The sequence below is a fragment of the Micromonospora sp. NPDC049051 genome, from assembly GCF_043197575.1.
In the GTDB taxonomy this organism is placed as follows: domain Bacteria; phylum Actinomycetota; class Actinomycetes; order Mycobacteriales; family Micromonosporaceae; genus Micromonospora.
In genome coordinates this window covers 25855-39764 of record NZ_JBICTL010000016.1, presented here as the reverse complement: position 1 = coordinate 39764, position 13910 = coordinate 25855, and the positions used below count along the sequence as shown (strand labels likewise).

At 69.4% G+C, this 13910-nt stretch carries 11 protein-coding genes and 1 pseudogene; 7 read left to right on the top strand and 5 right to left on the bottom strand.

Translation table 11 applies throughout. The annotated features are described in order from the left end of the window. Window positions 1-156: 156 nt before the first annotated feature. Both ileS and ACGFIR_RS31350 read left to right on the top strand, forming a co-directional pair. Complete coding sequence (gene ileS, locus ACGFIR_RS31355) at window positions 157-3279, top strand: isoleucine--tRNA ligase (protein ID WP_393148981.1); 3123 nt, start codon at window positions 157-159, stop codon at window positions 3277-3279. Window positions 3280-3428: 149 nt separating this feature from the next. Beyond that, entirely contained in the window at window positions 3429-4364 is a 936-nt protein-coding gene (locus tag ACGFIR_RS31350) for a hypothetical protein (protein WP_393148979.1), read from the top strand. Between the two features lie 36 nt (window positions 4365-4400). Here ACGFIR_RS31350 and ACGFIR_RS31345 read toward each other — a convergent pair whose 3' ends face one another. After that, complete coding sequence (locus tag ACGFIR_RS31345) at window positions 4401-4649, bottom strand: hypothetical protein (protein ID WP_393148977.1); 249 nt, start codon at window positions 4647-4649, stop codon at window positions 4401-4403. Window positions 4650-4769: 120 nt separating this feature from the next. On the opposite strand from ACGFIR_RS31345, the gene ACGFIR_RS31340 reads away from it, so the two are divergent. Further along, entirely contained in the window at window positions 4770-5333 is a 564-nt protein-coding gene (locus ACGFIR_RS31340; RefSeq protein ID WP_393148975.1) for a hypothetical protein, read from the top strand. Between the two features lie 423 nt (window positions 5334-5756). Beyond that, on the top strand, window positions 5757-6809 hold the full coding sequence (locus ACGFIR_RS31335; protein WP_393148973.1) for a S1 family peptidase: 1053 nt from the start codon (window positions 5757-5759) through the stop codon (window positions 6807-6809). 112 nt (window positions 6810-6921) lie between these two features. Here the strand turns inward: ACGFIR_RS31335 and ACGFIR_RS31330 are convergent, their stop codons facing one another. The 3 genes and pseudogenes from ACGFIR_RS31330 to ACGFIR_RS31320 form a co-directional block, all read right to left on the bottom strand. Beyond that, entirely contained in the window at window positions 6922-8622 is a 1701-nt protein-coding gene (locus tag ACGFIR_RS31330) for a cellulose-binding protein (RefSeq protein WP_393148971.1), read from the bottom strand. Window positions 8623-8975: 353 nt separating this feature from the next. Then, window positions 8976-9443, bottom strand: a complete 468-nt coding sequence (locus ACGFIR_RS31325) for an SAM-dependent methyltransferase (RefSeq protein WP_393148969.1) — start codon at window positions 9441-9443, stop codon at window positions 8976-8978. A 154-nt stretch (window positions 9444-9597) separates the two neighbouring features. Continuing rightward, window positions 9598-9666: pseudogene (locus ACGFIR_RS31320) on the bottom strand (hypothetical protein); the annotation flags it as partial. A gap of 65 nt (window positions 9667-9731) precedes the next feature. Here ACGFIR_RS31320 and ACGFIR_RS31315 point away from each other — a divergent pair. Then, window positions 9732-9917: a hypothetical protein gene (locus tag ACGFIR_RS31315; protein WP_393148967.1), complete on the top strand. Its 186-nt coding sequence runs from the start codon at window positions 9732-9734 to the stop codon at window positions 9915-9917. Between the two features lie 52 nt (window positions 9918-9969). Here the strand turns inward: ACGFIR_RS31315 and ACGFIR_RS31310 are convergent, their stop codons facing one another. Next, on the bottom strand, window positions 9970-10545 hold the full coding sequence (locus ACGFIR_RS31310; protein WP_393008525.1) for an NADPH-dependent F420 reductase: 576 nt from the start codon (window positions 10543-10545) through the stop codon (window positions 9970-9972). 579 nt (window positions 10546-11124) lie between these two features. Here ACGFIR_RS31310 and ACGFIR_RS31305 point away from each other — a divergent pair. Together ACGFIR_RS31305 and ACGFIR_RS31300 are read left to right on the top strand one after the other, a co-directional pair. Continuing rightward, window positions 11125-11595: a TspO/MBR family protein gene (locus tag ACGFIR_RS31305; protein WP_393148965.1), complete on the top strand. Its 471-nt coding sequence runs from the start codon at window positions 11125-11127 to the stop codon at window positions 11593-11595. Between the two features lie 265 nt (window positions 11596-11860). Next, a complete protein-coding gene (locus ACGFIR_RS31300; protein WP_393148963.1) occupies window positions 11861-13492 on the top strand; it encodes a sigma-70 family RNA polymerase sigma factor in 1632 nt (543 codons plus the stop codon). Window positions 13493-13910 lie beyond the last annotated feature (418 nt).

Here is a 13910-nt window from a genome sequence, read left to right as displayed (position 1 = left end):
TCACCCCGGAGCCGTCGGAGGAAAGGCCAACCGGCCGAGTAGAACCGACCGCAGCCCAAACGAGCGGGCCGCAACGCGGCCAAGGAGGGTGGTACCGCGGGGCCGTACGGCCTCGTCCCTCCGCCGGAGCATCAACAGACGCCCGACGGAGGAGCGATGTACCGCAGCGTACCGACCCAGGTGGATCTGCCCGAACTCGATCGCGAGATCCTGCACTTCTGGCACGCCAACAGCATCTTCGCGCGCAGTCTGGAGCAGTCCAGCGGCCGCCCGGAGTGGGTGTTCTACGAGGGGCCGCCGACCGCCAACGGCATGCCCGGCGCCCACCACATCGAGGCCCGGGTCTTCAAGGACCTCTTCCCCCGCTACAAGACCATGAAGGGCTTCCACGTCGCGCGGAAGGCGGGCTGGGACTGCCACGGCCTGCCGGTGGAACTCGCCGTCGAGAAGGAGCTCGGCTTCACCGGCAAGCAGGACATCGAGCGGTACGGCATCGCCGAGTTCAACGCCCGCTGCCGTGAGTCGGTCACCCGGCACACCGACGCCTTCGCCCAGCTCACCGAACGGATGGGCTACTGGGTCGACTTGGACGCCGCGTACCGCACGATGGACCCGGAGTACATCGAGTCCGTCTGGTGGTCGCTGAAGCAGATCTTCGACAAGGGCCTGCTGGTGGAGGACTTCCGGGTCGCGCCGTGGTGCCCCCGGGACGAGACCGGCCTCTCCGACCACGAACTCGCCCAGGGCTACGAGACCGTCGTCGACCCGTCGGTGTTCGTCCGCTTCCCGCTCGTCTCCGGGCCGCTGGCCGGTCGCGCGTCGCTGCTGGCCTGGACCACCACGCCGTGGACCCTGGTGTCGAACGTCGCGGTGGCCGTGCACCCCGACGTGACGTACGTGGTGGCGACCGACGGCGACGAGCAGCTGGTGGTGGCCGAGCCGCTGCTGGCCCAGGTGCTCGGTGACGGCTGGGACCTCACCGGCGAGTCGTTCAAGGGCGCGGAGCTCGAACGGTGGCGGTACCAGCCGCCGTTCGACCTGGTCGACGTGCCCGACGCGCACATCGTGGTGCTGGCTTCCTACGTGACCACGGACAGCGGCTCGGGTCTGGTCCACCAGGCCCCGGCCTTCGGCGCCGACGACCTCGCGAGCTGCCGGGCGTACGGGCTGCCCATGGTTAACCCGGTGCGCCCCGACGGCCGGTTCGAGGCGGACCTGCCCCTGGTCGGCGGGCTCTTCTTCAAGGAGGCCGACGGGCCGCTCGTCGACGACCTGACCGCCCGTGGGCTGCTCTTCCGCAACGTCCCGTACGAGCACAGCTACCCGCACTGCTGGCGCTGCCACACCGCGCTGATCTACTACGCCCAGCCCTCCTGGTACGTCCGCACGACCGAGGTGCGGGACGCGTTGCTGCGCGAGAACGACCGCACCACCTGGCACCCCGCCACGGTCAAGTACGGCCGGTACGGCGACTGGCTGAACAACAACGTCGACTGGGCGCTGTCCCGCCGGCGCTACTGGGGCACCCCGCTGCCGATCTGGCGGTGCGAGGAGGGGCACCTGACCTGCGTCGGCTCGCTGGCCGAGCTGAGCGAGCTGACCGGCTCGGACGTGACCGGGCTCGACCCCCACCGGCCGTTCATCGACGAGGTCACCTTCGCCTGCCACTGCGGCACCACCGCCCGGCGGGTCCCCGAGGTCATCGACGCCTGGTACGACTCCGGCTCGATGCCGTTCGCCCAGTACGGCTACCCGTACAAGAACGTCGAGCTCTTCGAGAGCCGGTACCCGGCACAGTTCATCTGTGAGGCCATCGACCAGACGCGTGGCTGGTTCTACACCCTGATGGCCGTGGGCACGCTCGTCTTCGACCGGTCGTCGTACGAGAACGTCGTCTGCCTGGGGCACATCCTGGCCGAGGACGGCCGGAAGATGTCCAAGCACCTCGGCAACATCCTCGAACCGGTCCCGCTGATGGAGCAGCACGGCGCGGACGCGGTGCGCTGGTTCATGGCGGCCGTCGGCTCGCCGTGGTCGGCCCGGCGGGTCGGGCACACCGCGCTGCAGGAGGTGGTGCGGAAGGTCCTGCTCACCTACTGGAACACCGTGGCGTTCCAGGCCCTGTACGGCCGTACCGCCGGCTGGTCGCCGTCCGACGCCGACCCGGCCCCGGCGGACCGGCCGGTGCTGGACCGTTGGCTGCTCTCCGAGGTGAACCTGCTGGTCCGGGCGGTCGACGACGCGCTGGCCGCGTTCGACACCCACCAGGCGGGGCGGCTGCTGGCCGCGTTCGTCGACGACCTCTCCAACTGGTACGTGCGGCGCAGCCGGCGGCGGTTCTGGCGGGGCGACCCGGCTGCCCTGGCCACCCTGCACGAGGTGCTCGGCACCGTCACCCTGCTGCTGGCCCCGCTCACGCCGTTCATCACCGAGCGGGTCTGGCAGGACATGATCGTGCCGGTCACCCCGGACGCCCCGCCGTCGGTGCACCTGGCGTCGTACCCGGTCGCGGACGAGTCGCTGATCGACCCGGCGCTGTCGCGGCAGATGGCGCTCGCGCGTCGGCTCGTCGAGCTGGGCCGGGCGGCACGGGCCGACTCGGGAATGAAGGTCCGGCAGCCGCTGTCCCGGGCGCTGGCCTCGGCGCAGGGCTTCGAGGAACTGCCCGCCGACCTGCTGGCCGAGATCGCCGCCGAGCTGAACATCGGGTCGGTCGACGCGGTGGGCGACGCCGGCCGCTCGCTGGTGGACACCACGGCCAAGGCCAACTTCCGGGCCCTCGGCAAGCGGTTCGGCAAGGCCGTACAGCAGGTGGCCAAGGCGATCGCGGCGGCGGACGCGGCGGCGCTGCGGGACTCCCTGCGCGAGTCGGGCACGGCGACGGTGCTGGTCGGCGACGAGCCGGTCACCCTCGCGCCGGACGAGGTCGTCGTCGTCGAGACGCCCCGGGAGGGCTGGGCCGTGGCCAGCGACGCCGGCGCCACCGTGGCGCTGGACCTGCACCTGACGCCCGAGCTGCGCCGGGCCGGGGTGGCCCGGGACGCGATCCGGCAGATCCAGGAGGCCCGCAAGGCCTCCGGGCTGGAGGTGACCGACCGGATCGCGCTGCGGTACACCACCACGCGGGAGGAGACGGCCCTGGCGCTCGCGGAGCACCGCGACCTGGTGGCCGACGAGGTGCTGGCCAGCGACTGCGCCGAGGGGGAGCCGTCCTGGCCGGACCCCCGCCCGTTCACCGACGAGTCGGCCGGCCTCACCTTCTGGCTCCGCCGGGTCTGACGGTCGGCAGTTCCCGGCCGGGGGCCGGCACCCGCCTCAGGTGGGTGCCGGCCCCCGGTCTCGTGTGGAGACGTGAAACGTACGCCGGTTCGCGTCCGATTGGTGACTTGACCATGACGCTCCGCGATCGCCTCGCCTAGCGTCACGGAATGCAGCCGAACGAGGCATCCCCCGCACCGGCCCAGCTACCGGCTCCGCACCCGCATCAGGCGCTGACCGCGCGGCTGGCGCACCTGTGCGCGACCCATCAGGTGCTCGCCGACGTGGTGGGAGCCATCGACACCGCCCGCGGCACGCCGCTGACCGTCACGCTTCTCGACACGCCCGTCGGCAGCGACTACCTGCCCACCATGAACACCATCGTCCTGTCCACGAAGTACGCCGCACCGGGGCTCGCCAGCGTCGCCGACAAGCTGATCCTGTACCGGTCGGCCACGGCGTTCGAACGCCTCGGCGTGAACGCGAGCGACGCGGAGGCACTTCAGACGTACAACGGGCGGCAGCAAGGGCTGTGGCGGTTGGCGAACCCGGCACAGGACCCGCCGCCCGCGGACGTGTACCGCTTCTATCACGGCACCAACCGGTGCAACTACTACGGCGGCGGCATCCAGGCGACGGGCCTGACCCCGAGCAAGGCCGGCAGCGCCATCGGCTGCAAGCGCTGGGAGAAGCACGACATCGCCAGCGAGAGCAAGGACCAGGGCTGGAACACCGTCACCCTCGACTTCGAGCTGGCGTTGTCCTACGCCCGGCAGCACACCGAGTGGGCCATGGGGATGAAACGCAACGAGCCCACCCTGCGCGACGTCGCCGACGAGGGTGGCCTCGTCCTCGCCTTCGACCTGCCGAAGGCGACCGTCGACGGCAACGACCAGTGGCGCCAGGACAAGAGCGGCAACCCGAACAACTTCCAGACCAGGGCAGCGGTACCGGCGGGGCACATCCGCGTGGTGGAGGAGCTGGGCATCCCAGGGCCCCTGACGACCGTCGCGCCACCTCCGGTCGTCACCCGTACGCCGGTGGCCAAGGCGGACCCACCGCCGGCCACCGGCCGGCGACGCGTCTATCCCCCGACCGGTTTCTGAAGGGGCGTGACCTCAAACTCCAGGGGACGAACACCGCTACGCCACCACGTCGTAGATGTGGTTGACCGACCCGGACAACATCGGAAACGACGGCGGTTGGACGGACGCCGACGGCAAGCTCACCGCTGACCAGACATCGTCTGCCGTCATCGCCAACGTCGGCTGCGCCATCCCGCTGATCACCCTGACCGTGTTCATCGTCGTCGACATGTGGAGCGTGCCGCGCGCGTACAGCATCGACCACGACCGGTCCAGCATCCGTGGTGGCAGGTACCAGCCGGCCACTGGAGCAGCCGTCATCACAAAAGCCAGAACCACTGCGCCCTCTCGATCGTTAGACCGCCAGGCGGCTCCTCCGCCGAGGAGGTCTGAATGCGTGCGCCCACCCCGCTCACACTCCTGGCCGTGCCAGTCTTCGCCGTACTCACGCTGGCCCTGCCGGCGCTCGCCATCAACGCCCAGCCCAGCGGCACACCACCGCAGCCCGGAGCGGCACCGGCTCGCTCATACTGGCCGCATCAGGACAGTCTGGGGGATGCCGCTGCGGCAGTCTCCGAGGCCGGCCCTCGTAGCTGGCCCCAGACGTATGCCGGGGTCGAACTCAACCTCGACGGCAACGAACTGATAGTGCACCGAATACCCTCCGACCCTGCCGTCGACCAGGCAATTCGTGCCCTCGTGCCGACCGTGCGCGTCCGACTCGCCGATGCCGACCACCCCGAACGACAACTCACCGCCTGGCACGCGGAAATGATTTCCGACCGCCCGTACTGGCACAACCGCGGCATCACCCTGCACAACATCGGCACTCGGACCGGCGAATGCGTCACCGTCGGCATCGACAACCCGACCCGTGATGCCGCTGTCGTCATTGCCTACTACGCGCACCAGGCAATCTGCATCGAATACGCCGGCCCGCCCGTGCTGTTGACCTCCGGTCCTCAGCAGGACTGGCGGAGACGGGGCTGACGCCCTCGCAGTACCGGCGCCGGTTCGGCCGCACAGCGCTCCACCCGTAGCGCCCGCCCCTGCCGTCGCGAGGGTGCCAGCGGACCGCCGGAACGACCCTCGGCGTTACCTGTTTGAGATATTCCGGTCCTGTCCCGCCATCCGGTCAGGGCGGGTGACCGACGTTGCCCGGGCGGGTCGCAGCTGATCCTGTTGACCTGCAAATTCTCGGCGAATACTCCCTAATCGCCGCAGGCGCCACTCGTCGGGCTGTCTGGACCCAAGGTATGAGAAGCGGCCGAGTCAGGCCAACCATCACTCTTGCAATCAATATGAGACCTATGAATACTTCGACGCCTCCGATCGGTCGAGCTTGATCCAACCGATCGGGTGCCCGGGGCCAGCCGCAAGGCAGGCCCGTGCTCAGCTCCATGGAGGTACCACATGCGACTCTCCGGGTCATCGCTGCGCCGCGCCACCGCACTGTCGGTGGCTGGCGCGCTGGTCGTCGGCACGCTGACCAGCAGTCCCGCTCAGGCAGCACCCGCTACGCCCGCATCCCCCGATCAAGCCACCGCGCTCGCCGCCGCACTCGGCGACCGCTCCGGCGGGGCGTACGCAGGGGCCGACGGCACCATGGTCGTCACCGTGACCGACGACACCGCCGCCCGCAAGGTCCGCGCGGCCGGCGCGACCCCGAAGCTCGTCGCCCGCGGCGCGGCCGACCTCGCCCGGGCCACCGCCGCGCTGGACGGCGGCGCGAAGGTCCCGGGCACCGCCTGGTGGACCGATCCGGCGACCAACCAGGTCGTGGTCTCCGTCGACAGCACCGTGACCGGCGCGAAGCTGAAGCGCGTCGAGGCCGTCGCGGAGGGCCTCGGCGGCACCGTCCGCATCCAGCGGGAGGCCGGCACGCTCAGCACCCGGGCCGCCGGCGGCGAGGCCATCTACGCCGAGGGCGGTGGCCGTTGCTCGCTCGGTTTCAACGTCCGCAGCGGCGACACCCACTACTTCCTCACCGCCGGGCACTGCACCGACATCACCGCCAACTGGTACGCCGACTCCGGGCAGAGCAACCTGCTCGGCACCGGCGGCACCGGCAGCTTCCCCGGCAACGACTACGGCATCGTGCAGCACACCAACGCGTCCGCCGCCGACGGCAGCGTCGACCTGTACGACGGCACCACGCGGGACATCACCGGCGCGGCCGACGCCTTCGTCGGGCAGTCGGTGCAGCGCTCCGGCAGCACCACCGGTCTGCACGGCGGCTCGGTCGAGGCGGTCGACGCCACGGTGAACTACGCCGAGGGCAGCGTCAGCGGGCTGATCCGCACCACGGTCTGCGCCGAGCCGGGCGACAGCGGCGGCGCGCTCTTCAGCGGGAGCACCGCCCTGGGCCTGACCTCGGGTGGCAGCGGCAACTGCTCCTCCGGCGGAACCACCTACTTCCAGCCGGTCACGGAGGCGCTGAGCGTCTACGGCGTGGAGATCGTCTGAGAGTCGTCACACGAGCGGGGCCGCCGGGACACCGGCGGCCCCGCCCCCCCCGTTGCATGGCAAACGGGACGCCGGCGTCACCGCAGCGGTGACGCCGGCGTCGTACCGCTCGTTACGGCGTGACGACCCTGCCGCCGAAGGTCACGACGAGGCGGCCGTCGGACGCGAAGGACCAGCCCAGGGCGCCGGAGTACTGGGAGCACCGCGTTCCGTTGGTGCCGGACCAGAACTGGTTCGAGCTGTCGGAGTTGCCGATGATCTTGTCGTTCGAGCCGCCGTCGCACGAGGTGTTGTTCCGGAACACCGAGGACCCGCCGTCGAAGGTGAAGTTGCGTTCGGTGTTGCCGATGCTGGCGTTGTTCGACACCTGCATGGTGCCCAGATTGCGGTTGTAGGTGAATCCGTGCTTGCCGTTGTCGTAGGCGATGTTGCCCCGGACGATGTGGTCGACCCCGATGTCCTCGCCACCGAGCTTGTAGCCGTTGCGGTCGCCGGCCCCGGCCTGGCCGCCGTTGCTCAGGGTGCCGTTGTCGTAGGCGAGAGAGGACTCGATGGTCACCGCGCCGATGGCCCCGGTGTCGCTCTTCGTGTAGAGGTCGTAGCCGTCGTCGATGTTGTTGTGGGCCACGGTGTAGCGGAAGACGTTGCCGGGGCCGACGGTGAGCTTCGGGGCGAAACCGTCGGCGTCCTCACCGTCGGAGTCGACGTTGTCGTGCGACACCGTGCTGACCACGAGATTGTTGGAGGGCCACTGGTCGCGGGGCGCGTCGGCCACCAGTCGCGAGAGCTGGAGCCCCGAGTCCCGGTTGTGGCGGGTCACCGTACGCTCGATGATGTTGTTGTTGCCGGCGAGCAGGATGCCGTTGTCCCCGGCCCGCTCGACGATGATGCCGCGGATGTGCCAGTACGATCCGCCCACCGCGAGGCCACGGTTCGCCGGGTCCTCAGCCTGGGCCGAGAAGTTCAGGATCGGGGTCTCGCCCGGGTAGGCGAAGATGTTCTTGCGCGCGCTCGACGTGCCGTTGTTGCCCTGGCCGATGGTGACGGTCTGCGAGTAGCGGTAGGTGCCGCCGCGCAGGTAGATCGTGCCGCCGGCGACGATCCGGGTGATCGCGGAGGTGAGCGTCGTCGGGTTGGCCTCCGTGCCGGCCGCGCCGTCGGTGCCGGTTGGTGCCACGTACAGCGTGCTGCTCGACGGCGGGGGCGTGGTCGGCGGCGGGGTGGTGGGTCCGGTTGTCGGCGGCGGGGTGGTGGGTCCGGTTGTCGGCGGCGGGGTGGTGGGTCCGGTTGTCGGCGGCGGGGTGGTCGCACCCGAGGCGTACGTTTCGAACTCCGCGACCCTCGGCGTACCGGTCGAGCTGGTGATCTCGAAATTGATCTTGCGAAGCGAGGTGGCGGTGAAGGTGATGGCCCCTGCCCCGGTGCCGCTGGCCAGGACGCTGCCGGTGTCGTTGTCGACGACCCGCCAGGAGCCGATGGCCCCGACGGCACCGGCCGCCTCCCGGATGTTGATCGAGGCCACCGTGGTCGCCGAGCCCCACTTGATCGAGATACGACCGGTCGAGCCGACCGGTGACCAGTAGGTGCTCATGTTGCCGTCGAGCACGTTGCCGTAGCTGGTGCCGCTGGCCTTGCTGGAACCGTCGGAGCCGGCCCCGAGGCTGAGATTGGTCGCGTTGGCGCCGACCGACGCGGGATCGGGGCCGCCGAACGCCCCCGACGCCTGGGTCATCGGCAGCGCCGCGGCGACCGCGGCTGCGGCGACCACGGCTGCGCCGCCGGCAAGAAGCTTGTGTCGCACTGCGGTTCTCACTGTTGGACTCCTCAGGAGTAAGCACGGCGAAGGGCACTGCCCTCACAGCCCGACACCGCAGGTGGCTTCGTGTCCGCACCCTCAGCCCGGTCAAGGATCGAAACATCGATGAAACACCAGGCTAGGAAAGCGCTTGCCTACGTAGCAAGAGGGGAGGTATGCAGGTTTGTTGCATACGGCGACCAGCCCGCGTACGAAACGCTGCCGTCCGCACCTCCGGTGCCAGGACCGCTCCGGCGGCGACGCGGGTTCTGGTGGTCGTGACCAGCCCCGCATCGGGCTGGGGGTCGGCCAGCACGCCGTTCCGCCGAGCCGGGGGCGTAGCACACGATGACTTACGGGCCCTGCCCCGATTACGGCCTGAAGTACTCCGACATCAGGCGGCTGACCCATTCCGGCTGCTTGACGTCCACCGGCAGGAACTCCGTCATTGTCGGCTTCAGGTCGACGACCGGGGTGCCCGAGACCGCGTCGAGGCCCACCACCGCCAACTCGCGGCCGTGCACGGATTCGATGGCGCAGCACGTCACCCCGATGCGGTTCGGTCTGCGGGGGCCACGGCCGGCGAACACGCCGACGGGCGGGAGATCGGAACGGCCGCGGTACGGGCGGGGCTCGCGGTACTCGCCGTGTTCCGGGAACTGGTCGAAGACGAAGAGGACCTCGACGTGGGAGAAGCTCTCCAGCCCTTGGAGGCACGCCTCGCCGAAGCGCTCGTCGACGACGATGGTGCTGCGGACGGCACCCCAGTTGTCCGTGTGCTGGACATCCGTCCGGTCGTTTCGAACCGTACCTATCGGGGTGATCTCGAAGCTGAGCACGGCTGGACACCTTTCGGGCGGGATCTGTTCCAGGTCTACTGTGGGCCTTCGTCGGACCCGGCGGAAGCGGAGTGACACGCGGCTTGGCGACGAGCAGAAGCACGCCGATCGCCAGCATCACCACGGCGGCGGCTCCGTGAATCCCGTAGACGGCGGCCTTGGGCCCGTTGCTGCGCCACACGACGAGTGCGTCACCGGTGGGTACGCCGACGGCGACCAGCATGAACCAACCCAATAGGTGGGTGTCGCTCCCGCCAGCAGGATGAAGATGAAGAGCCCCACGACGAGTTGGCCAACTGCTTCCGCCCGGACAACAAACGGCGCGAACTGTGGGCCGAAGTCCTCTGGGGCGCGCTGCACGGCATCGCCATCCTGTCGGAGAGCGGACGCATCCCCGCAGACGGACAGGAGGAACGACTCGACTTCCTCGTCACCAGGATCGCCGACACGCCGCTGAAGCCGACCACGCCGTGAAAGGCGCGAGGCCCTGTAAGCCCGACCTATGAAGCCAGTTGCGAACTGCCGCTCAGTCGACGACGCCGAAGCCGCCGGACCACGAGACCTTCTGGTTCGAAGCCAGGCTTATCTGCAGGAATCCGAGAGCCTCCATCTCCCGGGCGCGCTTGAGCGACCCGGCATCGATCGCCCTCAGCCCGCTGGCGGTGACCACGTCCACGAGGGTGGCCTTGGCGTCTGCGTCGTCACCGGCGATCAGAACCGTGGTGGCCAGTGGGCCGACCGTTCCCTCGGCGAGGGTGCCGGCGAAGGTGGTGTTGAATGCCTTGAGCAGTCGGGCGTTCGGCAGTTTCGCGGCGATCTGCGCGGCCGCCGAGGAATCGGCGGGGACGACCAGGGAGTCGAAGGTTTCGAAGTTCAACGGATTGGTGATGTCGACGACGATCTTGTTGTCGAGCTGACCGGGACGCTGGGCCAGCACCTGCTCCACGGCCGGGTAGGGCACGGCGAGCACGACGATGTCGCCGTTGACCGGCTTGTCGGCGTCCTTCTTGCCGAGCAGATCGATCGTGTTGCCACCCCTGCCGAGAGCGGCGTTGATGGCCTGTCCCATCTTGCCGGCACCGATGATCGAGATGTGCGCCATGAAGCTTCCTCGACAAATGGTTGGGGATTCAATAAGAAGCTGAGCCCGCAGCGACATGACGGTCGGGCCGAATGTCGCCGTGACACGGGCCCGCGCAGTTCCGAAGGCAATGCCACCTGCTCCGCGTGCATGCGAAACACCCGCTCGGGCGCTGGAAACGACAGCCGCGCCCGAACACCGCGTCGCTATCTTCCCACGCCCCCCGTACGCGGCGCGGCGACTTGGTCATCCAACCTGCTGCGTGCTTTGGCCTGACGGTTTTCGCAGGTCCCGGTAGCCTCGCCCTGAGAGCCAGCGCAGATCAAGTCGCACCCCATCGGTTTCGGATCGGGAGAGTGGACCTGCGTGGTGAGCGAGTTCGAAGACGGCAGCCGGATGGTGACGGTGGCAAAGTGGCAGGATGGGGCCATTGCTGAGGAGTACATCTGGATGTAGTCAGCCCGATCATCGCGCGGAGCGCGAGGTGCTGGCGGGACCCTCTCGTCCTGGGCCGTCACGTGGCGGTCGTCGCCCCCTGCACCACTCGCGACCCGGTGACCGGGCGCGGTTGATCCCGCGCAGGCCGGGTAGCTGAACGCCATGCCCCTACCTACCCTGGTCAAGACCGCAGCGGCGGTCACCGTTACGGCTGCGGCCGGCACGGCGGTGAACGACACCTCCAATCGCTGGTACAAGAGGCTGCGCAAGCCGACCTGGCAGCCGCCGCCCGTGGCGTTCCCGCTGGTGTGGACGCCGCTGTACGCGCTGATCGCGGTGGCCGGCGCCCGCGTGCTGGACCGCACCAGTGAAGCCGACCGCACCGCGTTCACCCGCGCCTACGCGCTCAACCTGGCCCTCAACTTCGGGTGGAGCGCGCTGTTCTTCAAGGCCCGCAGGCCCACCGCCGCGCTGGCCGAGATCGCCGCGCTCAACGCCTCCAACTTCGTGCTGCTCCGCCGCGCCTCGCGGGCCGATCGCGTCGCGGGTGCCGCGCTGGCCCCGTACACCGCGTGGACGCTCTTCGCCACCGCGCTGAACGGCGCCATCGTCCGTCTCAACAGCGACAGGTGAGCCACTGGTCATCCTGAGCGCAAGGTCGCCGTCGGCATGCCCGCCCTCCGCTGACGTCGGTCGGGTCGGGCCTGCCCTGAGCGCGGCCCCATTGCGCCGCTCCCGGGCTCTCTCAGCCTGCGGTCGGTTCGGGCGCCCGTGGACGCGGCGGCGTCGAATGCGAGCTGCCCATGTTCCCCGCTGCGAGACCTCTCAACCGCGACCGCCTTCTTTCTGCGGACGAGTTCGCCGAGCTGGTTGCCGGTACTGTCGGTGCGCTTCGCCGGTGACGACGCCAGTTTGTGTGACTTCGACGGGTGCCAGCCAGTCTCCACGTTGTACGAGGACGTCTCGTGAAGGCGAGGTTGTGAGCGTGACCCATCACGCGGACCCGAACAAGAACGACATGTCGACGGTGGTGGACGCGGCACGCCGCGGCGACCAGGCGGCGATGGACGAGTTGGTCTCGCACTATCTGCCACTGGTGTACAACATCGTGGGCCGGGCGCTACATCGATCGGCGGACGTCGACGACGTGGTGCAGAACACGATGTTGCGGGTCGTGCGAGGGTTGGCGGGCGTACGCGATCCGCAGCTGTTCCGGTCGTGGCTGGTGGCCGTCACCATGAACGAGGTCCGCGCCTACAAGCAGCACCAGAACACCACGCCGGCGCCGCCGGAGGACATCGACAACATGATCGCCCCGGGGTCCGACTTCGAGGATCTGACCCTGACCCAGCTTCGCCTGTCCGATCAGCGCCGGGAGGTCGTCCTGGCCACGCGCTGGCTGGACGAGGACCATCGCCACCTGCTGTCCCTGTGGTGGCTGGTCGAGGCCGGTCACCTTTCCCGTGCCGACCTCGTCGATGCCCTGCAACTGGACCCGCACCACGTGACCGTGCGCGTGGCCCGGATGAAGGCGCAGCTGGACACCGCCCGGCTGGTGGTGCGAGCCCTCGTCGCCCGGCCCGGCTGCGCCGGCCTGATCGACACGGCCTCCCACTGGGACGGTCGACCGGCACCGGTGTGGCGCAAGCGGTTGGCGCGGCACGTCCGCACCTGCGCGTACTGCCCGAACGCCACGTCGGATCTGGTTCCGGCCGAGCGGCTGCTGGCCGGTCTGGCGCTCACGCCGCTGCCAGCCGGCCTCGCCGCGAACATCGCCGACAAGGCGCACACCGTCTCCAGCGCATCGCAGGGCGATGCGGCGGCAGGCGCGTACGCGAAGACCGCCGGGATGTGGCAGCAGGCCCGCGTCACGGCCCTGGCCCTGCCCAAGTCCCTGGTCGGAGCATTCGCGGCCCTCGCCATGCTCGGAGGGGGCGGGATCATCCTCGCCGGCCACCAGGACGGGCCGAGGCAACAGCCGGCGAGCGCGACGGCCGTGCAGCCCTCGACCCCGATCACCGCGCCCGCCTCCGAGACCACCGAATCCGCCCTCGCGTCGCCTTCCCCGACGGCGCTCGGGGCGTCGCAGGCCAGCTCGCGGGCGACCCCCACCCCCATCAGGTCAACGACGCCGACCAAGGCGCCGACGCCGACCAGGACACCGACCAAGCCGGCCAGCACGTCCACCGCCTCGTCGAGCGGCGTGTCTGCCGCGGAACGACGTCTGTTGGTGCTGCTCAATGAGCGGCGCCGCGCGCTCGGGCTGCCCGAGGTCAAGCTCGGCACGACGCAGCATCGCGCCGCGGAAGTCTGCGTGAAGCAGAACCTGGATGCGGGCACCATGAAGCACTGCGGCCATGAGGTCCTGTTCGCATCCTCGGGCAACTCCTCACCGGAGCAGATGATCGAGGCCTGGTTCAACAGTCCGGGGCACAAGACGGCACTGACCTACTCCAGCTCCCGCTTTGCCGGCCCCGCCATCGTCTTCAACGGCACCCGCCAAGTCGCTGCCATCAACATCGACTACTGACGCCTCCCGCACGTACGCGAGAGTGGCGCAGCACCGACGGCGCGTCCGGCCCGACGCCAATCGGCGCCAGGCCGGACGCCCAGCGCCACAAGTGCACGTGGCGAGGATCCGGTTGGCGAGAGCGAGGCAGCCCGGCCCACTGGGCCACCTGGCCCACGGCGGCCAGCTCAAGCCGATCACGAAGAAGCCGCTCCAGAGTGGCCTGAGTGACGGGGCACGACTCCTTAAAATGACCTTTTGGCAGATAAAGCCAGAATCAGCAGTAGACGCGCCGGCTTGCGACCCGGCCCCTAAATCGTCGATTTCCTGACGTAATCGGACTAAAGAAACAACGGCGAGGTTGCGGAAAGGCCGCGACATATCACGACCGAGCGCCCCGACTGGAGCAGTCAATAAGGCAAGGGGGTGAGAATTGCGT

Coding starts and splice junctions, on each gene's coding strand:
- ileS (WP_393148981.1), top strand. CDS start 157: ATGTACCGCAGCGTACCGACCCAGGTGGATCTGCCCGAACTCGATCGC.
- ACGFIR_RS31350 (WP_393148979.1), top strand. CDS start 3,429: ATGCAGCCGAACGAGGCATCCCCCGCACCGGCCCAGCTACCGGCTCCG.
- ACGFIR_RS31335 (WP_393148973.1), top strand. CDS start 5,757: ATGCGACTCTCCGGGTCATCGCTGCGCCGCGCCACCGCACTGTCGGTG.
- ACGFIR_RS31310 (WP_393008525.1), bottom strand. CDS start 10,545: ATGGCGCACATCTCGATCATCGGTGCCGGCAAGATGGGACAGGCCATC.
- ACGFIR_RS31305 (WP_393148965.1), top strand. CDS start 11,125: ATGCCCCTACCTACCCTGGTCAAGACCGCAGCGGCGGTCACCGTTACG.